General features: G+C 63.0%; 14 protein-coding genes. 5 read left to right on the top strand and 9 right to left on the bottom strand.

The features are described from left to right. The 6 genes from mdoH to Q0859_RS11360 form a co-directional block, all read right to left on the bottom strand. On the bottom strand, positions 1 to 1,827 hold the full coding sequence (gene mdoH, locus Q0859_RS11385) for a glucans biosynthesis glucosyltransferase MdoH (protein ID WP_299151192.1): 1,827 nt from the start codon (positions 1,825 to 1,827) through the stop codon (positions 1 to 3). A gap of 14 nt (positions 1,828 to 1,841) precedes the next feature. Next, positions 1,842 to 3,371, bottom strand: a complete 1,530-nt coding sequence (locus Q0859_RS11380) for a glucan biosynthesis protein G (protein ID WP_299151188.1) — start codon at positions 3,369 to 3,371, stop codon at positions 1,842 to 1,844. Beyond that, positions 3,371 to 4,624: an OpgC domain-containing protein gene (locus Q0859_RS11375; RefSeq protein ID WP_299151186.1), complete on the bottom strand. Its 1,254-nt coding sequence runs from the start codon at positions 4,622 to 4,624 to the stop codon at positions 3,371 to 3,373. The genes Q0859_RS11380 and Q0859_RS11375 overlap by 1 nt, the downstream gene beginning before the upstream one ends. A gap of 49 nt (positions 4,625 to 4,673) precedes the next feature. Continuing rightward, complete coding sequence (locus tag Q0859_RS11370) at positions 4,674 to 6,020, bottom strand: tetratricopeptide repeat protein (protein ID WP_299151184.1); 1,347 nt, start codon at positions 6,018 to 6,020, stop codon at positions 4,674 to 4,676. Between the two features lie 183 nt (positions 6,021 to 6,203). Beyond that, complete coding sequence (locus Q0859_RS11365; RefSeq protein WP_299151182.1) at positions 6,204 to 7,409, bottom strand: CoA transferase; 1,206 nt, start codon at positions 7,407 to 7,409, stop codon at positions 6,204 to 6,206. Continuing rightward, complete coding sequence (locus tag Q0859_RS11360; RefSeq protein ID WP_299151180.1) at positions 7,393 to 9,042, bottom strand: thiamine pyrophosphate-binding protein; 1,650 nt, start codon at positions 9,040 to 9,042, stop codon at positions 7,393 to 7,395. Before Q0859_RS11360 ends, Q0859_RS11365 begins: the two co-directional genes overlap by 17 nt. A 139-nt stretch (positions 9,043 to 9,181) precedes the next feature. Between Q0859_RS11360 and Q0859_RS11355 the strand changes: the two genes are divergently transcribed. After that, positions 9,182 to 11,563, top strand: a complete 2,382-nt coding sequence (locus tag Q0859_RS11355; RefSeq protein ID WP_299151178.1) for a copper-translocating P-type ATPase — start codon at positions 9,182 to 9,184, stop codon at positions 11,561 to 11,563. A gap of 108 nt (positions 11,564 to 11,671) precedes the next feature. Here Q0859_RS11355 and Q0859_RS11350 read toward each other — a convergent pair whose 3' ends face one another. Next, positions 11,672 to 12,238, bottom strand: a complete 567-nt coding sequence (locus tag Q0859_RS11350) for a GcrA family cell cycle regulator (RefSeq protein WP_299151175.1) — start codon at positions 12,236 to 12,238, stop codon at positions 11,672 to 11,674. A gap of 89 nt (positions 12,239 to 12,327) precedes the next feature. Then, complete coding sequence (locus Q0859_RS11345; RefSeq protein WP_299151173.1) at positions 12,328 to 13,233, bottom strand: DMT family transporter; 906 nt, start codon at positions 13,231 to 13,233, stop codon at positions 12,328 to 12,330. 255 nt (positions 13,234 to 13,488) lie between these two features. On the opposite strand from Q0859_RS11345, the gene Q0859_RS11340 reads away from it, so the two are divergent. From Q0859_RS11340 to gndA, 4 genes are all read left to right on the top strand, one after another. Continuing rightward, positions 13,489 to 14,661 carry an aspartate aminotransferase family protein gene (locus Q0859_RS11340; protein WP_299151170.1) on the top strand — a complete coding sequence of 391 codons (1,173 nt, stop codon included), beginning with the start codon at positions 13,489 to 13,491 and terminating at the stop codon, positions 14,659 to 14,661. A 115-nt stretch (positions 14,662 to 14,776) separates the two neighbouring features. After that, positions 14,777 to 15,682, top strand: coding sequence for an ornithine carbamoyltransferase (argF, locus tag Q0859_RS11335; RefSeq protein WP_299151167.1), 906 nt, complete (start codon positions 14,777 to 14,779; stop codon positions 15,680 to 15,682). A 1-nt stretch (position 15,683) separates the two neighbouring features. Beyond that, entirely contained in the window at positions 15,684 to 16,676 is a 993-nt protein-coding gene (locus tag Q0859_RS11330) for a 2-dehydropantoate 2-reductase (protein ID WP_299151165.1), read from the top strand. Between the two features lie 64 nt (positions 16,677 to 16,740). After that, entirely contained in the window at positions 16,741 to 18,138 is a 1,398-nt protein-coding gene (gene gndA / locus Q0859_RS11325) for an NADP-dependent phosphogluconate dehydrogenase (RefSeq protein ID WP_299151163.1), read from the top strand. A 102-nt stretch (positions 18,139 to 18,240) separates the two neighbouring features. Here the strand turns inward: gndA and hrpB are convergent, their stop codons facing one another. Continuing rightward, on the bottom strand, positions 18,241 to 20,652 hold the full coding sequence (gene hrpB, locus Q0859_RS11320; RefSeq protein WP_299151160.1) for an ATP-dependent helicase HrpB: 2,412 nt from the start codon (positions 20,650 to 20,652) through the stop codon (positions 18,241 to 18,243). Positions 20,653 to 20,731: the final 79 nt, after the last annotated feature.

Below are 20,731 nucleotides of genomic sequence, written 5' to 3'. Positions count from 1 at the left end.
TCATTCGGCAGGCACGTTCGCGGCCTCGATCCGGGCGCGCATGTCGGCGCGGGCCGCACGTGCGTTGCCCACGATGGTGGGTTCGCGTAAGGTCAGCGGATTGTCGAGGCGCAGGGGCAGACCCGCCACGCTGCGTGCGCTGAGTGCAGAAAGGGGCACGGCCAGCACGAGGCTCGCCATGATCGGGACAAGCCACCACGACACAAGGCCCGCGACCAGACCGGCCAGTAACAATAGCCCAACAATCGTTTCAACCCAGTGAAAGGCCAGCAACGCGCGCAGCGGATAGGCCCGCCCACCCCGTTGTTGCGGCTGCCATCCCGTGCCATGTCCGAAGATGGCGCGCAGAACAGCCCGCGTCTGCTGAATCATCATAATTGGCGCGTAGGCGATGGACAGGGCCAGTTCAAGCAGGACCGCGCCTGCAAAGGCGCGCCGCCCACCAAAGAGTTTCACTGCCTTTGCATGGGTCGCAATCACGATCCCGCTTGTCAGCTTTGGCGTCAGCAACATCACATACATCACCACCAGAAAGATGGCGCTGTCGATATGGGTCATGGCCGGGGGCCAGTTTGGGAACAACGGGTTTGCTTCGTTGAAATACGAGATAACGTTGGTGTTTTCATCGCGCCCAAGCAACGCCCAGAACACCAGTAGCACAAACCACGCAGGCGACATCAGGTACGCCGCTGCCCCCTGAAACAGGTGGAACCGACTGACCGGGTGCAGCCCGCGTGTGGTCAGCAGGCGCAGGTGTTGCAGGTTGCCCCGGCACCAGCGCTGGTCACGCACCACATAGTCGATGAGGGTGCCCGGCGTTTCCTCGAAACTACCTGCCATGCGCGGCAGGAAACGCACCCGCCACCCCGAGCGCCGCAGCAGCGAGGCTTCGATAAAATCATGGCTCAGGATCAGATCAGAGCGCCCGGTAAGGCTGCGCAGATGGGGCAATCCGGCCGAGGACGCAAAGGCGCGGGTGCGGATGATCGCGTTGTGGCCCCAATAGTTGCCCTCGGTGCGCGCCCAATGCGCCAACCCCTCGGCCAGTAGCCAGCCATAGGCGACGTTTGAAAACTGCTGCATGCGCGCAAACAGGGTGTCAGCGCCGATAAGCTGCGGAAAGCTCTGGATCAGGCCCGCCTTGGGGTCGGCGGCCAATTCACAGGCCAGTCGATCAATGGCGCGGCCCGTCATCAGGCTGTCGGCGTCCAGCACCAGCATCGCCTCGTAATCCGCCCCCCACCCGGTGATCCAGTCGAGCAGATTGCCGACCTTTTTGTCTGTATTTTCGGCGCGACGGCGGTAATGGACGGTGATGGGCGCGCTGGCCTGCAGACTGGTGAAAGCCTGCCATTCCTGCATCGCAATCTCGTCATCCTGCGTGTCGCTCAGCACGAACAGCGTATAGCGGTGCCCGCCGCGCTGGCGCGTCAGATCCTGCAACATGGCGGCGGCATTGCCGAATACATCCCACGGGGTCTCGTTGTAGATCGGGACCAAAAGCGCCACGTCGAGCGGTTCGGCCTCGGGCAGCTTTTTCACAGTATCAAAACGCCCCGCCAGGCCCACACCCACAGTGGATACGGCCAGCGTGACCCAGACAAAGGTCATGCCGATCAGCGTCAGAAGCACATATTCGAGCGTGGTCATGCCTGCCGTTGCAAACAACCCGTGCAGCGCCCAGATCATCAGGCCCGTCAGGATCAGCGCGGGCAGGAACACCGCGATCCGCCAGATCGGGTCAGGGGCTTCGGTGCCGGGCATGTCCACTGCGGGGGCCGTGCCGAAATCCTGTGCAGGCATGGCCAGTGGCGCACGCGGGGGCATGGCATGGGGCTGGTTCACGACTTGGTCCACCGATAGAGCCAGACTTCGCTCAGCGCTTCGCCGTCAAGACGCAGTTGCGCCCGGAATTCAGCCCATGTGGCCTCGCCCGGCATGAAGGTGAAAGCCAGGCGCGGGCCACCCGTGGCCGGATTGCGCTGGATGATGCCCTCGGTCACTTCGCCCGCCGAGCTGCGCACAAGCCGGTCCAGCCGCGACAGGTCCTCTGGTACGTGATCGGCGTTTTCAAAGTCGATGGCAAAGATGCGCCCGCCTTCGGGGCGCCCGCCTGCGGCCGTGTTGGTGACACGCAGGGGCATGGCGGTGCGTGGTGCCGGGTCTTCGCCCCAATCAAGGCGATAGGTCATGCGGCGTGACTGGCCTGCCTCGATATCCGCCGAGGGACGCCAGTAAGCGACGATGTTGTCGTAAATTTCGAGGTCGGCCGGGATCTCGACCAGCTGCACATTGCCGCGCCCCCAGCCTTCACCGGGTGTGACCCACAGACCGGGACGGCGGTGATAAAGCGCCTCAAGGTCGTTGAAATGTTCGAAACTGCGCGCCCGCTGCATAAGGCCAAAGCCGCGTGGGTCGGTGTCACCGAAGGCGCTGATCTGCAATGTCAGCGGGTTGGCAAGCGGGCGCCAGATCACCTCGCCCGCGCCGTTGTGGATCATCAGCCCGTCGCTGTCATAAACGGCGGGGCGGAAGTCATCAAAGCGCTGTCGATCCGTGTCATCGAACAGGAACATCGAGGTCAGCGGCGCAATCCCCACATGGGTCAGGGTCGTGCGCGCAAAAATCTCGGCCTCGACCTGCATGGTGAGTGGTTGGCCGGGCGTGATCTCGAACCGGTAAGCACCCGTGCAGGATGGGCTGTCGAGCAACGCGTGCAGAACGATTGTGGTTGCCCCATCGTCGGGGCGTTCCAGCCAGAAGCGGGTGAAATCGGGGAACTCCTCCCCCATCGGATCACCTGTCTTGAGCGCGAGGCCACGGGCCGACAGCCCATAGATATCGCCGGTGCCGATGCCGCGGAAATAGCTTGCGCCCTGAAACACCGCGTATTCTTCGTAAATGCCGGGCTGGCGCAATTCAGCGCGCAGGCGCAGGCCACTATAACCAAGCGTGTCATCGATAGGCACGTCCGGGAACTTGTCGGTCGTGTCAAAGACGTTCAGGTCGAACAGCATGGGGCGGGCCTGACCGTCCTCGACCACATAGGTTTTGATCGCTTGCGGAAAATACAGACCCGGCGGGAACACATCGACCCGTTGCGGGGCGTCCGACCCCTCCCACAGCGCATTGCGGGAATCGAACCAGATCTTGCGATACTGATCATAGGTCAGGTTGCGCCACTCTTCGGGGATGAGAGGGCGAGGTTCGTAGTCGCGCGTTGCCATCTCGCGCGCCATATCCGCCACATCAGTGGCGCTGAACGGGGTGCGGGCCCCCAGTTGCAGACCCGGCTCAGCTGTTTGGGCCCACGACGCACGCGGGGCGGCGGCAAGAGCCGCAAGGCTGGCAAGAAATTCTCGGCGCAACATCAGGCAGGCACCTTTTTCCACGGATTGCTTTTGAACCACCCTGCTAGGTAGGCTGTTGCGATCAACACACAAGCGCCCGCAAGGTTCACCAGCAAGACTGTGCCAGTCTCGCGACCCATCACGTCCATGGCAAATCCCATCAGGCGGGCAGTGAACATCGACACCACAAAGACGGCGAGTGATTGCTGGCCAACCTTGAGGATGATCTGCAATAGCCGACCCCATGCACGGCCAAGCGCGGAGGTGCCTGCGCGGATGCGGTTTCCCTTGTCGCCTGCCAGCACCCACATGAGATAGGCAAGTGCGAGGAACTGAACAAAGCGCAGGATGCCGAAATCGGATTTGGTGATCCATGCGCGGTTCTCGATCCGCCATTCGCGCGCCCAGTCAAAGCCGAACTCGCGCACGCCGATATTGGAGAGCGGCACATTGGCCAGTACGATCACCAGCGCGATCCCGATCAGCAGGGGGGTGACGGGTGGCTTGGGAATCCAGCCGCGCATGAAGGCGAACCCGGTAAAAAAGACCAGTTGCCACCCAAAGGGGTTGAAGAACCACTCGCGTTGGCTGCCATCGTCTTTCACCCACGGCTCGGCGATAAAGTTGAAATGGGACAGGCCCAGCATGTCCGTCAGCGCCTGCTGACCCATCAGCCAGACGATTCCAATAAAGCCCGCCACAAGCCCGAGGTGGATGCGCGACAACCCCATGATGATAGGCATCATCAGCAGGATCACCATGTACATCGGCAGAATGTCGAAATAGTTCGGCACGTATTGCAGGGTCACAAAGCTGAACCAGATGTCCGCATTGGCCCACCGTTCGCTTTCGACAAACAAGGGCCAAAGGTTCAACTGACCCCAGTAGTTGCGGGTACCCAGCTCGGAATCGGTGAGGAACACAACCAGCGCGACTGTGGCCATGAACAGCCCCACATGCGCCCAATAGACCTGCCAGACCCGAAACCCGACGCGGGCCGCGCCCATGCGCCAGCCTGCGCGGTCAAAGGTGGTGCCGAAGGCGATGGCGCTGGCCATGCCCGAACAGAACACAAAGATTTCCGTCGCATCGGAAAAACCCCACCGCGCCGGAATCCACGACGTCAGGAAGTTGCCGGGGGTGTGTGCGATGAGGATGATGAACATCGCAATCCCGCGGAAGAAATCCAGACGAATATCACGCACCCGCGCCGGATTGGCAGGTGTCGCAGCCGCGGGGGGCGCGCTCGTTTGGATGGGGTCGGCAAATGTCATGGCCGCTCTCTCGTCTTCTTTACCCGATAGGTCGAGGGGTCGCCTGCGCTTATTGTGCGGGGATGCGCCGCTCTTCGCTGATGGTGGCAAGGCGGGTTGCGGCAAAGCGGTCGACTGCGCCATCACGGCGTGCGATGCGATCCTCGATCAGGGCTTCGGTTGCATCGACCATGCCTGCACGCAGGCCCGCGTCAATTGTCATACGCTCAAACACGTCACGTTGGGCGTGGCTGCCGCCGATGGTCTGCATCGTGGGACGTGCCGCGACGAGGTTCTGGAAGGCGGCGTCATAGCGCCCTTCGGCAAAGGCGTTGAGGCCCGCAAGCGCGGCCTTGCCCGGATCGGCAACACGGGCCGGCATTTCGCCCTGTCGCGTGGCATCCAGCGCAAAGCGGGTGGCCAGCGCGGATTGCGCATCATCGCGACCCGCCGCGCCAAGCGCCAGTTGATAATGTAGATCCGCAAACACGACACATCCGTCATCGGTGCGGTGTTGCGCGAAATCAGCCAGTTCAGTCCAGCGCGCGCCCACATCTGTGCCCTCAAGCTCAAGCCGCATCAGCAGCGAGGTTGCATTGGCGATGTCACGGTAGTCGTCAGTCTTTTCGGCCCGGATCTTGTGGTCATAAAGCGCCAGAACGATCTCGTTCTCGCCCCGGTCAAGATGCAGCAGCGCCTTGTGCCACCACACGTGGTAGCGGAAATTGTTACAGTGATCCCAGGCGGATACGTTGTTCTCGATCAATGCGATCCCGTGATCGGGGCGCGCGGTCATATCATAGACGTGGGCAACCGCATGCAGCCCCCAAGCATCATCGCCGGCCAGTTGCAGGCCGCGCAGGCCCGTCGCCTCGGCGGCGGCATAATCGCCCGTCTCTTCCAGTGTGAAGGCGTGACAGCCCAGTACGTAGCCTTCCAACTCGTGGCCTTTATGGGCCTCCAGTACGTTTTCGATCGAGGCGCGCATGCCCACGCCGTCGCCCAGAATAAAACGGATCGCATGGCTCACCTTGGCCGACAGCGTATCGGTCGGGTGGTCGGCCAAAACACGCTCCATCGCGGCAATCGCGCCAGATGGACGGCCCGCGAGCCATTCCCCGAGGGCGCGGACCCATAGACGTTCGCGTGTGGTGCCACCGGCGACTGCCAGCGCAGCCACGGCGGCTTGTCCGGCCTCATGTGCGACGGCATTCAATTCCTTGCGCCCCATCATCAGCGAAAACAGCCCCTTGGCGGCATGTCCCATCGCAAATTGCGGCGCTCCCGACAAAACGGCACCCAAATGGGTTGGAGTCGCTGTCCCATGCGCCAGAAACGCACGGATCAGTCCGTTCCACTCGGCCACGAGGGCGGGGTCATCCAGACTGACCGGGGCTTGGCAAATATCATGCATCATGGGTGCGGTACCTCTTACCGTATGCGTGTCGTGTTGGGTTTAAAGTAACTTATGCGCCAATGGCATCGATTGCGGGGGGAAAACACGTAACCGTGAAGCGTATATGAAGCCCCGTGAGTAAAATGTCAGCAGCGCCCTCGATTTACGGCGGAATCCGGCCAAAGCGCTTGGGATTACGGAGTTTTATTGCTTTTTCGCAATCTTCAATGTTGCAAGAATCGCATCTGTATCCTGCCCGAACCGAGGTGGGGGCCGACGATACTGCACAGGGGTTGCTGAAAATTTGAGCGGATTCGCCAGCAGCCGAACGTGCCCGTCTGCGACATCGCCGCGGGCCACATTCACCACCGTACCGCGGGCCTGCGCCTGATCTGACCCAAGCGCCTCTGCAACGTCATGGATCGGACCGCCGGGCACTTTGGCCGCGCGCAGGCGGTTCAGCACATCGTCCTTGCTTAGCGTCTTCAGCACTTGAGACAACGCATCGGTCAATGCCACGCGATGTTCGATCCGCAGCAGGTTTGTGGTAAATCGCGCATCCTGACCAAGCTTTGGGGCATCAATGGCGTCACAGAACCGCACGAATTGCGCATCATTGCCCACCGCGATCAGGATATGCCCGTCGCTGCATGCAAACGCGTCATAGGGTACGATGTTGGGGTGCGCATTGCCGCGTCGTTCCGGCACCTGCCCGCTGGTCAGGAAATTGCCCCCTTCATTGATCAGCCACGCCATTTGCGCATCCACCAGCGACAGGTCGATATGCTGGCCTTGCCCGGTCGCATCGCGGTGACGCAGGGCCGCCAGAATGCCGATGGTCGCATACATCCCGCACATCACGTCCGCGATGCCCACACCCACCTTCATGGGCGCGCCGTCCGGTTCTCCGGTCAGGGACATGATCCCGCCATAGCCTTGGGCCATCAGATCATAACCGGGCTGCGCGCGGTTCGGCCCGGTCTGGCCAAAGCCCGAGATCGAGCAATAGACAAGCCCTGGATGCGCCTTGAGCAGCGTTTCGTGATCCAGCCCGTATTTGACCAGACCGTCGGGTTTGTAGTTCTCGATCACCACATCCGCACGGGCAGCCAGCTGGCGCACAATGTCCTGGCCTTCGGGGGTTGAGATATCGACCGCGATGGATTGCTTGTTGCGATTGGCCGACATGAAATAGGCCGACAGGTCGGTGGCGTTACCCTCGGCATCACGGGCATAGTTCGGCCCCCATCCGCGCGTGTCATCCCCGCCCGTCTTGGGGTTTTCGACCTTGATCACGGTCGCGCCCAGATCGCCCAGCATTTGCGTGGCGGTCGGTCCGGCCAGAATACGGCTCAGATCAAGGACATAAAGCCCGTCCAGTGCGCCCGGCGTCTCAGATACGTCCGTCATAGGCCCCTCGTTCGATCACGGCTGCGATAACCGTAAAGGTATCGCCGTTTTGGGCGGCATCCAGTGCGGCTTTCAACGCGGTGCGCGAGGTGACCGTATGGCCCGCCCCGCCAAAGGCTTTGCCCATCGCCGCAAAGTCGTGCTTGGCAAAGTCCACGCCCGCATTGGTCAGTTGCCGCTGGCGTTGTTTCAACTCGATCAGCGACAGGGAGGCATCGACAAAGACGACAAAGATCGTGCGCAGGCCCAATTCGGCAGCCGTCGACAACTCGCCCGCCACCATCAGGAACCCGGCATCGCCTGAAAAGCTGACGACGGGGCGGTCGGGTTCAACCACTTGCGCGCCCATGGCAAGCGGGATGGCGCAGCCCATCGTACACAGGGCCGAGGACTGCATGAGGCCGCGCGGCTCATAGCATTCCCACATGTGGCTCAGCAGAATGCGGTGCGCGCCACTGTCGGCGGTGGCCAATGTGTTGCGTGGCAGGACAGTGCGGCAAGTGTCGATAACGGCGGCTGGCCCCCACGTATCGTCACGTGGGAAGGTGTCGGCAAGGTTGCCTTTGGCGGCCGCAATCTCGCCGCTGGTCCACGTGTCGCGCGGTGCGACCCCGTCGGACATGGCGATCAGCGTGGCCGCGCAGTCGCCCACGATGTTGGTTGTGGCCTGATGCATGTAGTGGTGGTTCGGCTCGGCAGTGATGTCGATCATCTCCTGAATGCCGGGGAAGTAGAAATCACGCCAGCCCGTGCGCATCTCGATCGGATCATAGCCAAGGCCGATGATCAAATCGGCCCGTTGCACCATCGGCAGCAACACCTGATCCGCCTTGGGCGAGAGGCCCGCACCACCAAGGGCAAGCGGGTGATCCTCGGGCAGCAACCCCTTGGCTTTGTAGGTGGTGATGACCGGTACGTTGAACGTCTCGACAAAGTCGCGCAACGTGTCGGCCATATCTGTACGGCGCGTATCAAATCCCTGGTTCAGCGCATCAACGCCCACAATCAGGATGGGCCGTTCCGCGCGCGCAAGGCTCGCGCGCATGGCTTCAAGCGTGGTCGGATCTGGGGTCAAAGGCGCAGCAAGGGCCCGCCGTGACGGGATTTCGGGGGTCACGGGCGTGACAGCCACCGTGATGGGAACGTCAATGTGCACCGGTCCGGGGCGCCCCTCAAGCGCGATGCCGACGGCCTTGTCCGCAATCACATGGGCCGCCCCCGTATTGAGGGTGAATGTGGCCTTGGTGATCGGACGAAACACCTGGGTCTGATCCAGCACCTGATGGGTATAGGTCTGGGCCTCGTCCGCATCAACGCAGCCAGACAGGACGATCAGCGGCACTCGGTCCTGATGGGCGTTGGCTACAGCGTTCACACCATTGAGCGCGCCGGGGCCGACGGTGGCCACAAGAATACCGGGCGCGCCAGTGCGATGCCATGCGCCTTCGGCCATGAAGGCGGCTGCATTCTCGTGTTTGCACAGGATGAACCGGATGCCCGCGCGCTCAAGTGCGTCCACCAGTGTCAGCACCTCGCCCCCCGGCATCCCAAAGGCCAGACGACAGCCCGCATCATACAAACGTGCCGCCAAGACATCGGCAGCGCGCGGCGGGGAAGGGGGCAAGTCTCTCATTTGGCGGTCTTTCTCAACAGTATCAGCGCGTCGCGCCTTCCTGTCATGGGTCGACCTCGCGTACAACTCACACCTGCGTTGTGCATTGTTTCAGCGCCCTCTTGACCTCAGCGGCCTGCGCCGCCTTATGTGAAGGATCATGGGCAACAGCACACTCCGTTTCGATATCACAGGTTTGCACTGCGCATCTTGCGTGGGCCGCGCAGAGGGGGCGCTGGCCGCAGTGCCCGGTGCGCGTGATGTGCAGGTCAATCTGGCTGATCACAGCGCGCGCGTCACCGGCGGCGATCCGCATGCAGTGCTCAGTGCATTGTCCGGCGCGGGGTATGAGGGGCGGGTGATCACCACACAGCTCGCCATTCCGGCCATGTCGTGTGCGTCTTGCGTGGCCCGGGTCGAGGCGGCGGCTAAGGCGGTGCCGGGGGTGCTGACGGTCAGCGCACAACTGCCGACCCAAAGCCTTTTGGTCGAGGTGTTGGGCGATCTTGAGCCCGTAAAGAATGCCCTGGCCGCAGCAGGATATCCCGCATCCGCGCCTCAGATGGACACACCATCCGATACGACCCGACCGCTCTTGCAACGCTTTGTCGTGGCGGCTGTGCTGACTCTTCCGGTGTTTGTGCTCGAGATGGGTAGTCATGCCATCCCGGCCATGCATCACTGGATCATGCGCACCATCGGTCTCGACACCAGCCATCTGATCCAACTGTCTTTGACCACCCTTGTGCTGATGGGGCCGGGGGCCGGGTTCTTTCGGCGTGGCATCCCCGGCTTGCTGCGCGCACGGCCCGATATGGACGCGCTTGTGGCCTTGGGGGCGGGGGCGGCCTTTGGGTTTTCGGCACTTGCGGTGTTGCTGCCCGTGCTGTTGCCCCCCTCGGGTGTCTATTTCGAGGCGGCGGCGGTCATTGTCACTCTGATCCTGCTGGGCCGCTGGCTTGAGGCGCGGGCCAAGGGGCGCACGGGCGATGCGGTGCGGCGGTTGCTGGAGTTGCGCCCCGACACAGCCGAAGTCGAACGCCATGGCAGCTTTGCCCATGTTCCGTTTGATGATGTGCAGGTTGGGGAGGTGGTGCGGGTGCGCCCGGGGGGGCGGATCGCAGTGGACGGCGTGGTGGTGTCCGGAACCACCTATGTGGACGAGGCGATGCTGACGGGCGAGCCGATCCCCGTTCTGAAGCGCGAAGGCGACGAGCTGAGTGCCGGAACACTGACGACAACCGGCACCCTCACATATCGCGCAACCCGCGTGGGGCGCGATACGGTGCTCGCGCGGATCACTGCGCTTACGCAAGCGGCCCAGGCCGCGCGGCTGCCGGTCGAGGCGCTGGTCAATCGGATCACCGCGTGGTTCGTGCCGGTTGTGCTGCTGATCGCGGCGGTCACTTTTGCGATCTGGTGGGGGGTGGTGGGCCTTGGCCCTGCTGTCGTGGCCGGGGTGTCGGTGCTGATCATCGCCTGTCCCTGCGCCATGGGGCTGGCCACGCCCATGTCGATCATGGTTGGCACAGGCCGCGCGGCCGAACAGGGCGTTTTGTTCCACAAAGGGGCTGCGCTTCAACATTTGCAGGACGCGCGTGTGATTGCCTTCGACAAGACCGGGACGCTGACGGTTGGGGCGCCCGTGGTGACAGATGTGGCAGGCAGCGTTGATCGGGACATCCTGCTGGTACGCGCCGCCGCGGTCGAAAGCCACTCCGAACACCCGCTTGGCCGCGCCATCGTGGCAGCAGCACCCGAGGTGGCGCAGGAGGTCAGCGATTTCAACGCCGCGCCGGGGCAGGGCGCAAGCGCGCAGGCGGGTGGTGAACACGTGATCGTGGGCAATCGGGATATGCTGAGCGCCCATCAGATCACCCCCGAAGCCGCTTGGGTTGCCCAAGCAACTGCATGGGCACGCCAGGGGATGACGTCGGTGCACGTCGCCATCAATGGGGCACATCTCGGAGTGATCGCCATCAGCGATCAAATACGCGATGGCAGCGCCGAGGTGGTGGCGGACCTGCATGCCACGGGACGGACCGTCGCGATGATCTCGGGCGACAATGAGGCGACCGCGCAGCATGTGGGCGCGGCCTTGGGGATCCGGCATATCGTGGCGGGCGTGCGACCGGATGGGAAAGTCGCAGCCATCGCCGAGCTGCGCGCGGCGCACGGGGCGGTTGCCTTTGTCGGCGATGGGATCAACGACGCGCCTGCACTGGCCGCCGCCGAGGTCGGGCTTGCGGTAAATGGGGCAAGCGACGTGGCGATTGAAGCAGCGGATGTGGTGCTGATGTCGCCCGAACCAGGAGCCGTCCTGCGTGCGGTGCGCATCAGCACGGCAACATTGCGCAACATCAAACAAAACCTCGCCTGGGCCTTTGGCTACAATATGCTGCTGATCCCGGTGGCGGCAGGGGTGCTTGTGCCCTTCGGGGGGCCACAACTCTCCCCCGCACTGGCGGCGCTGGCCATGGCACTCTCGTCCGTCTTTGTCGTCACGAATGCACTCAGACTGCGCAGAGTGGGCACCCCCTAGCCTCTTCCTTTCGCCAGAAATACCTTGGGGGAGACGCGAACAGCGTCGGGGGCAAAGCCCCCTGAATATCGCGTGGCGCAGCCCCCTTCAGATCAAGGGACGGTTCTGCTAGCGGCGACGATCCCGCCGCGATGACATTGGCTGAAACGCCACACCCACATGGGCCTCGCAATAGGGCTTGCCCTGCTGCACCGGTAAACCACAAAACCAGAAATTGTCGGTGGCAGGGTCGCCCACGGGCCACTTGCAGGTCCGTTCGGTCAACTCCATCAGGCCGATCTTCTTGGCCTTCTTCTCGATCTCGTTGACCTTGGCGAGGGCCTCTGGGCTGATCTCATTGGCCGACGGTTGGGGGGGCAACGGCTGACCAGCGGGAATGATCTGCTTGCGGGCGGGCAGGTTGGGCTTGGTACCCGGGGGCACGGGCTTGATCGCGGGTTCGGTCTTGGGTTGAGGTTTGGGCTCGACCTTGGCCTTGGGCGCAGGCTTGGCCTTGGCCTCTGTCTTGGGGGCCGCCGCCCCGCTGCCTGCACGGTTGGACAGGCCAAGGCGATGCACCTTGCCAATGACCGCATTGCGGGTCACGCCGCCAAGCTCCTTGGCGATCTGGCTGGCCGACTGGCCCTCGCCCCACATCTTTTTCAGCAGTTCAACGCGTTCGTCGGTCCATGACATGGGCAGGCTTTCCAAGCTAAAAGGCGGCCCGCGCGCGCGGCCGCCCTGAATTTCGTCTTAGCGCCCTATACTAATGGGCCAAGCCAAAGTTACAAGGGACGACTGTCAGGCAGCCTGCGCGCACGCCGTCCTTCGCGCCAGGCCAGCAGCAAAGCCCCCGCAATGATGATCCCGGCCCCCAGAATTGTGACCCCATCCGGGATCACATCGTAAAATACGATATCATAAATCGCGGCAAAGATCAGGGTTCCATAGCTGAAAGGAGCCACAAAACTCGCATCCGCGCGCGCCATCGCATTCACGAAACAGGTCTGGGCCACCGCCATCGCACAGCCAATGGCGGCCATCAAACCCCATTGGGCGAGGGTCGGGGATTGCCAGACCCAGACAACGGCAAGCGTGGCAACACCCACACCAATCGCATTGTTCACGATCAAAATGGAAAACGGGCTTTCGCGCCGGGTCAGACGTTTGATGATGTTCAACTCAAAGCCAAGGATGACAGCCGCCGCGAAGGCCAACAGGGCGGCAGGCTGAAAACTCTCCGGTGTCGGGCGCAGCAAAACCACTGCACCGATCAATGCAATGACCGCCGCCAGCCACCGCCACTTGCCCACTCTCTCGCCCAACAAGGGAATCGCAAACATCATCCCGAAGACCGGGTTCAGAAAGGATATGGCGGTGGCATCCGCCAAGGGGATGTAGGCAACGGAGGCGAACATCAAAACCAGCCCCGCCCAGCCTCCAACGGTGCGGGTGAGGTGCAGACCCAGATGCGGGCGCTGCAATTCAGGGCGCAGGATCAGGGCGGCAACACCAATGCACATGAACGCAAACAGGAATCGGCCAAACACGATCTGAAACGGGTGCATCGGCGGGCCAAACTGATCGGTGCCCAAGGCTTTGGCAAACAGGGTGGTCGCGGCGATAAACGCACAGGCCAAACAGATCAGTGTCGCGGCCAGCGCGGGGTTGTGAGCCTTGGCAGTATACATACGTGATCAGTGCGCCCGCCTGATCCCAAGCGCAAGCGGATTTCATCTGGCATCCACGCGGCGACTGCGCTAGGAGGGCAACATGATCACCGACACGCGCCTCCGACGACCCTTGCGCCGCAGCTAAGGCTGCCACTGATCCCGCGTGCCTGATCGCAAGGCACGACCCTTCCACATCTTCAAATCTGTTGACCCCGTCATGCGGCTCATGCACCAACGCAAGTGCCCTCATGGCTTTTCCAAAGGATGATCCCGATGATCGCTTCCGTTCTTCCGACCTATTCGCGTGCCCCTATGACGTTCGTCAAAGGCGAAGGCTCCTGGCTGATCGAGGCGGATGGGCGACGCTTTCTGGATCTGGGCGCAGGGATCGCGGTCAACGCACTCGGGCACGCACATCCAGGACTGACCAAGGCGCTGACGGATCAGGCGGGCACGCTCTGGCACACCTCGAACCTTTACCACATCCCCCAGCAACAGGCGCTGGCAGACAAGCTGGTCGATGCGACATTCGCCGACACGGTCTTTTTCACCAATTCGGGCACCGAGGCGTGCGAATTGGCCGTCAAGATGGCGCGCAAGTCCTTTTACGACAAAGGCCTGCCCGACAAGGTCGATATCATCACCTTCTCGGGCAGCTTCCATGGCCGGTCCTCGGCGGGCATCGCCGCTGCGGGGTCCGAAAAAATGACCAAGGGCTTTGGTCCGCTGCTGCCCGGTTTTACCCATCTGACATTTGGCGATCACGACTCCATCGCGCCTGCAATCACGGACACCACAGCCGCCATCCTGATCGAACCCGTACAGGGCGAGGGCGGGATCATCCCGGTGCCCGACCAATGCCTCAAGGGCCTGCGCGATCTGTGCGACGAAAAAGGCATCCTGCTGATTCTCGACGAAGTACAATGCGGGGTGGGCCGGACAGGCAAGCTGTTTGCGCATGAATGGGCAGGGATCGAACCTGACATTATGATGGTTGCCAAAGGCATCGGGGGAGGCTTCCCTCTTGGTGCGGTATTGGCAACCGAACAGGCGGCGAGCGGGATGACCGCAGGCACGCATGGGTCCACCTATGGCGGCAACCCACTGGGCTGCGCCGTGGGCTGCGCGGTTATGGACATCGTGAGCGATCCCGATTTTCTGGCCGAGGTGAACCGCAAGGCAAGCCTGCTGCGCCAAAAACTGGAGGGGCTGGTGGCAAGCCACCCCGACGTCTTCGACTTCGTGCGCGGGGCGGGGCTGATGATGGGGATCAAATGCAAGGCACCCAACGCCGATATCGTGAACGCTGGCTATGCGAACGAGGTGATCACGGTTCCGGCGGCGGACAACACAATCCGTCTGCTGCCGCCGCTCACGATCACGGATGGCGAAATCGACACCGCCATTGCCCGTCTTGATGCAGCCGCCGCAACGATCACCGCCTGACCTCCCGCTTCATCTTGCGAAATAAACTCCGGGGGATTGTCCATTTTTCGCCATTGGTTCAAGAACAATGGACGATGGGCTGGCCTCCGGCGCTCTGCACCAAAGAGATATTGATATGACCCACTTTCTCGACATCCATACGACTGCACCAGACGACTTGCGCCAGATCATCGACGCGGCTCAAACCATGAAGCAGGCGCGGGCCGGACGACCCAAAGGGACACCCGATGACGATCAGCCGCTCGCCGGGCATATGGTGGCGCTGATCTTTGAAAAGCCCTCGACCCGGACACGTGTGTCGTTCGACGTGGGCGTGCGCCAGATGGGGGGGCAAACCATGGTGCTGTCGGGCAGCGACATGCAGCTTGGCCATGGCGAGACAATTGCAGATACGGCCCGCGTGCTCAGCCGTTATGTCGATCTGATTATGATCCGCACATTCGAAGAGGCGACGCTGCTTGAAATGGCGGAATATGCCACTGTGCCCGTGATAAACGGGCTGACAAACCGCACGCATCCCTGCCAGATCATGGCGGACATTATGACTTTTGAAGAACATCGCGGGCCGATCAAAGGCAAAAAGGTTGTCTGGTCGGGGGACGGCAATAACGTGTTTGCGAGTTTTGCGCACGCGGCCAAGCAGTTCGGGTTTGAACTGGTGTTCACAGGGCCCGAACCGCTTGATCCGGAACGGGCGCTGGATGGGCTTTACAAGACGCAGCGCAACCCACAGACGGCCGTTGAAGGCGCGGATCTGGTGGTGACGGACACATGGGTGTCGATGCACGACCCTCAATCCGCGCGCGAGCGGCGCCACAACCAGTTGCGCGGCTATCAGGTCAACGATGCGCTGATGTCCTTGGCCAAACCTGACAGCCTGTTCATGCACTGCCTGCCGGCCCATCGCGATGACGAAGCCACGTCCGCTGTGATGGACGGCCCCCATTCGGTGATCTTTGACGAGGCGGAAAACCGTCTGCATGCGCAAAAGTCGATCATGCGCTGGTGTCTGGGCGTCTAGGATGGTCAAGCGCCCCTCCATTGCAATTGCGGGGGCGGGCAGCATCGGCTGCTTTGTGGGCGGGGTGTTGGCGGATGCGGGGCACGATGTGCGCTTTCTGGCGCGCGCCGGCATGGTCGCGGCCTGCGCGGAACATGGGCTGCGTCTGACGGATTACACCGGCTTTGATATCCATCTGACAGATCTGGTGATGAACGATGATCCCGCAGTCGCATTTGGCGGTGCGGGCCTGATCCTTGTTTGTGTCAAGGTCGGAGACACGCAGGATATGGCGCGCCATATTGCGCGACATGCGCCCGAGGCGCAGGTGGTCAGCCTGCAAAACGGCGTCGGTAACGCACCTGCGTTGCGGGCTGTCCTGACGGGGGCGGATGTGCGGGCGGGCATGGTACCCTTCAACGTGGTCACCGAGGGGCCTTGCCATATGCACCGCGCCTCTTCGGGCGATATTCTGGTTGAGGCCGGACCGATCCCCGACCTGAGCGCGGATCCTTTGCAATGGCTGTCCGTCGACAATATCGAGGCGGTGCAATGGGGCAAGTTGCTGATCAATCTGGGCAATGCGATCAATGCGCTGTCTGACATGCCGCTACTTGATCAGCTTCACGACCGGGCGTGGCGTGCGCTGATGGCGGACCAGATGGCCGAAGCGCTGAAGGTGCTGAAAGTGGCCGGAATCCGGCCCGCGAAACCCACTGCGGTCTCACCGCGCCTGATCCCTGCGATTCTGCGCCTGCCCACACCGCTGTTTCGCCGGGTGGCCGCACAGATGCTGACGATTGATGCGCACGCCCGTTCGTCCATGTGGGACGATCTGAAACGGGGGCGCAAGACCGAGATCGACGCGCTTCAGGGCGCGATCCTGCACCTTGCAGAGCACCATGGGCGTCAGGCACCGCTCAACGCCCGGATGCGGACCCTGATCCGCGCAGCCGAGGCTGAGGGGTACGGTCCGCCCGGCCTGAGCGTGTCCCAAATCCGCCAATTGGCGTGATGGCCTTGTGCACCCATCTGATGGCTCTATGGTTCGAGCGAACGAGCAATCAAAGGGGGCACACATGCGTGCAGATATCGGTGTTTACGGGTTGGGGACGATGGGGTCGGCGCTGGCGCTGAACATGATCGACAACGGGTTCATCGTGGCCGTGTCGAACCGGAGCGAGGACAAGATCGCCCCTTTCCTCAAAGAGGCGGAAGGCCTGTCGGGATCTGCTGAAGGTTACCCTGATCTGGGTGCCTTAGTTGCGGCCCTCAAGACCCCGCGCACTGTGCTGTTGATGGTCCCCTCGGGCAAGGCGACCGATGCGACGATTGACGCCTTGCGCCCGCTGCTGAGTGATGGGGATACGATCATTGATGGCGGTAATGCGGATTTCAACGACACCCGCGCGCGCCATGCAGCAATGGACGGCACGGGCGTGCATTTTGTTGGCATGGGCGTGTCGGGCGGCGAAGAGGGCGCGCGGCGCGGGCCATCGATGATGGTGGGGGGCTCAGCCCATTCCTGGACCCAGTTCCGCCCCATGGCCGAGGCGATTGCCGCTGATTTTCAGGGTGCGCCATGTGTGGCCCATGTGGGTCCGGACGGGGCGGGGCATTTCGTCAAGACGGTGCATAACGGGATCGAATATGCCGATATGCAGATGATCGCGGAAATCTATGGTATTCAGCGCGACATGGCCAAACGCCCCGTGGCCGAGATTGGCGTGATGTTTGCGCGCTGGAGGGATGGCCCGCTGAGCTCATACCTCATTGAAAGTGCCGCTGATGTTCTCGCCGCCACCGACAGTCAGACCGGCAAGCCGATGATCGAGGTCATTCGCGACAGTGCGGGTCAAAAGGGCACAGGCCGCTGGACGGTGATCGAGGCGCTGAAGCTGGGTCAATCGGCGTCGGCTATCGAGGCTGCGGTGGGTGCGCGGGGCTGGTCGTCCGAAAAGGCGGCGCGCATGGCTGGGCAGGGCACGCTTGCCCTTGGTGCACAGGCCTTTGAAACACCGGGTGAGGCTGATCTGGAGGCGGCGATGCTGGCGGGTCGCATTCTGGCCCATGCGCAGGGGTTTCGGGTGCTGGCGGTGGCATCCGAGGCGTTTGAGTGGTCGCTGGATATGGCACAGATCGCCGAAATCTGGCGCGCGGGCTGTATCATCCGCTCGGCTCTGCTGGATGTGTTTGCCGACGCGTTTCGTGGCACCTTGCCCCATGACCATATGATCCTCGCGCCTGCCATGGTGTCGCGTCTGGCTGGGACGTTACCGGGTCTGCGCCGTGTGGTTGTTGCGGCCAATCTGGCGGGCCAGCCTGTTCCGGCCCTGTCGGCGGCCTTGGCCTGGCATGACAGTATGGCGGCGGCGCGTGGGACGGCGGATATGATCCAGGGGTTGCGTGATTATTTTGGCGCACACGGGTTTGAGCGCATCGATGCTGATGGTGCCCATCACGGCGATTGGGGCTGATCCAAAGGACGCTGACGCGACACGATGTTTCAGGGGGCGCTGCCCCCATCGCTTGCGCGATTCCCCCGCGGTATTTTTGGTCAAAAGAAGATGCGGGTCCTGTCAGCGTCTTGGTTTGGCGCGCAGCGTCGGGTCGGCTTGGGTGGGGTCTTCGGGCCAGGGGTGTTTGGGGTATTGGCCGCGCATGTCCTTGCGCACATCGGCATAGGAGGTTGCCCAGAACCCCGGCAGGTCTGATGTCACCTGTACCGGGCGCTGTGCGGGCGAGAGCAGCGTGATTTGCAGCGGGGTATGTCCGACCATCGGGTGCTGCGTGACTCCGAACATTTCTTGCAGCCGGACTTTGATGCCTGGAGTTGCCTCGTCATAGTCGATTGCGATTTTGCGCCCCAGTGGCGTTTGGAAGTGGCCCGGCACCGCGCGGTCGAGCCGGTTTTGAGCGTCCCAGCCCAGATGCGCTTGCAGGGCAGGCAGGATATCGAACGCTTTCCAGTCGGCAGCACTGCGCAGGCCACCGATATGTCCGAGCAGCCAGTTCTCGGCGTGATCGAGCAGGTGATCTTCGCTGAGGTCTGGGAAGTCATTTCCCATCAGTGCGGCGCGTGCCATCAGCCGTCGCGCCCCTTTGGAGGGTTTCAGTCCGAGTGTCCGGATGCCGTCGAGCATGGCGCGCGCGATCTGGTCCTCGGGCGCGTCGTGCCAGGGCTTGTCCTCCAGCACCAGCGCGCCAAAGCGGCGCTGGACGCGCGCCTCGACTGCGCGGTCGCGTCTGGACCATGCGCAGACATGCGCCTTGGTGATCTGATCGCCATAGAGTGCTTCGAGCGCGTCTTGCGACAGTGTAACGGCCTGGCGGATGCGGGCCTCGCGCGGGTCGCCGTCAAGGTCTGTGGCCACGATCAGCCGGTGCCCTGCAAGCCCGTCCCCGAGGGGCAGCAGCGCCCCTTTGCCCCCTGACAACACATAGCGGGGCGCGTCCCCTGTCCGCCGCAACCCGATCCGGTCGGGGTAGGCGAGTGCGGCCATTTCTCCGGTGTCGAGGGCGGGGCCCTTGGTTTCGCCACGTCTCAGCCGTTTGGCTTCGTCCCTGACCCGCGCGATGGCACCGCGATGGGCGTCGGGAAAGGCGTTCGAGTCCTGAATGGCGCGCAGGCGCAGGGTCAGGTCGGTGCCACGGTTTCGCAGCGGGTCGCGTTCAGCCAGCAGGGCGGCGAGCGTGGCGGCCTGTGGTCCTGCGCTGACCAGCATGTGCGCAAGGCGGGGATGCAGGGGGCGTTTGGCCAGTGCCCGCCCGTGCGGTGTGATGCGGTGATCCGCGTCCAGCGCGCCCAGCATGTGCAGCAGCGCGCGCGCTTCGGCCAGTCGCCCTGCGTGGGGCGGGGTCACAAAGCGCAACGTGTCCTCGCCCCCGCCCCACAGGCTGAGTTCGAGAGCAAAGGCGGCGAGGTCTCCGGCCTCGATCTCGGGTGGGGGGAACTGGGCAAGCGCGCCGTCTTCTCCTCGCGTCCACAGCTTGTAGGCGACCCCCGGTGCGACCCGGCCTGCGCGTCCTGCCCGTTGAGTGGCTTCGGCCCGTGTCACCCGTTCCGTTACCAGCCGCGACATCCCCGATGATGGATCAAACCGTGCCCGCCGCGATTTGCCGCCATCGACCACGATCCGAATGTCCGGAATCGTGAGCGAGGTTTCCGCAATCGAGGTAGCCAGTACGACCTTGCGTGTGTCCGAGGGCGTTATGGCGGCTCGCTGCGCCTTGAAGTCCATCGCGCCGAACAAAGGGTGGATGGCGATCCCTTGGGGGGCTTGGCGTTCCAGCAGGGCCTGAGTGCGGCGGATTTCGCCCTCGCCCGGCAGGAAGGTCAGAAGGGAGCCGGGGGCGCTGCCAAGGGCATGCAGGATTAGATCGCTTATCTGCGTCTCGAACCGCTGATCCTTGGGCAGGGGTTTGGGCAGCCAGTGCCGCGTGACCTCAAAACTGCGCCCCTCAGAGGTGAGGATGGGTGCGCGCATCACATCCGCCACGGGGGCGGCGTCAAGCGTGGCCGACATTGCCAGCAGGATCAGGTCAGCGCGCAGCGCCTCGGCCACCTCAAGGCACAGTGCAAGCCCAAGGTCCGCATTGAGCGAGCGTTCGTGAAATTCATCAAAGATCACCGCGCCGATCCCCGGCAGGTCGGGGGCGTCCTGCAACATGCGCGTCAGGATGCCTTCGGTGACGACTTCGATGCGGGTGTCAGGGCCGATAGCGGCGTCGCCCCGGATCCGGTAGCCGACGGTCTGGCCGGTTCTCTCGCCCAATGTCGCGGCCATGCGATCCGCAGCGGCACGCGCGGCCAGGCGGCGGGGTTCCAGCATCAGGATTTTGCCCGGCGCCAACCCGGCCTCAAGCATGGCTAAAGGCACCCGCGTCGTCTTGCCAGCGCCGGGGGGCGCTTGCAGCACGGCCCGCCCGGCGCGCCGCAACGCGTCGATCAGGTCTGGCAGGATGGCGTCAATGGGCAAGGCTTCGGTCATGGGCCGCCTTATGGCCCAAGCAGCCGCGCGCGCCAACTCTGGACATTTGGGGGCGGGTTGCGGACAAACGGGCAGATTT

Origin of the sequence: uncultured Tateyamaria sp., assembly GCF_947497045.1 — a bacterium.
GTDB lineage: Bacteria > Pseudomonadota > Alphaproteobacteria > Rhodobacterales > Rhodobacteraceae > Tateyamaria.
This window is presented reverse-complemented; position numbering and strand designations above follow the sequence as displayed.

Bases quoted from the DNA above. Each gene is read 5' to 3' on its own strand.
- mdoH (WP_299151192.1), bottom strand. From the start codon at position 1,827: ATGCCCCCGCGTGCGCCACTGGCCATGCCTGCACAGGATTTCGGCACG.
- Q0859_RS11380 (WP_299151188.1), bottom strand. From the start codon at position 3,371: ATGTTGCGCCGAGAATTTCTTGCCAGCCTTGCGGCTCTTGCCGCCGCC.
- Q0859_RS11375 (WP_299151186.1), bottom strand. From the start codon at position 4,624: ATGACATTTGCCGACCCCATCCAAACGAGCGCGCCCCCCGCGGCTGCG.
- Q0859_RS11370 (WP_299151184.1), bottom strand. From the start codon at position 6,020: ATGATGCATGATATTTGCCAAGCCCCGGTCAGTCTGGATGACCCCGCC.
- Q0859_RS11365 (WP_299151182.1), bottom strand. From the start codon at position 7,409: ATGACGGACGTATCTGAGACGCCGGGCGCACTGGACGGGCTTTATGTC.
- Q0859_RS11360 (WP_299151180.1), bottom strand. From the start codon at position 9,042: ATGAGAGACTTGCCCCCTTCCCCGCCGCGCGCTGCCGATGTCTTGGCG.
- Q0859_RS11355 (WP_299151178.1), top strand. From the start codon at position 9,182: ATGGGCAACAGCACACTCCGTTTCGATATCACAGGTTTGCACTGCGCA.
- Q0859_RS11350 (WP_299151175.1), bottom strand. From the start codon at position 12,238: ATGTCATGGACCGACGAACGCGTTGAACTGCTGAAAAAGATGTGGGGC.
- Q0859_RS11345 (WP_299151173.1), bottom strand. From the start codon at position 13,233: ATGTATACTGCCAAGGCTCACAACCCCGCGCTGGCCGCGACACTGATC.
- Q0859_RS11340 (WP_299151170.1), top strand. From the start codon at position 13,489: ATGATCGCTTCCGTTCTTCCGACCTATTCGCGTGCCCCTATGACGTTC.
- argF (WP_299151167.1), top strand. From the start codon at position 14,777: ATGACCCACTTTCTCGACATCCATACGACTGCACCAGACGACTTGCGC.
- Q0859_RS11330 (WP_299151165.1), top strand. From the start codon at position 15,684: ATGGTCAAGCGCCCCTCCATTGCAATTGCGGGGGCGGGCAGCATCGGC.
- gndA (WP_299151163.1), top strand. From the start codon at position 16,741: ATGCGTGCAGATATCGGTGTTTACGGGTTGGGGACGATGGGGTCGGCG.
- hrpB (WP_299151160.1), bottom strand. From the start codon at position 20,652: ATGACCGAAGCCTTGCCCATTGACGCCATCCTGCCAGACCTGATCGAC.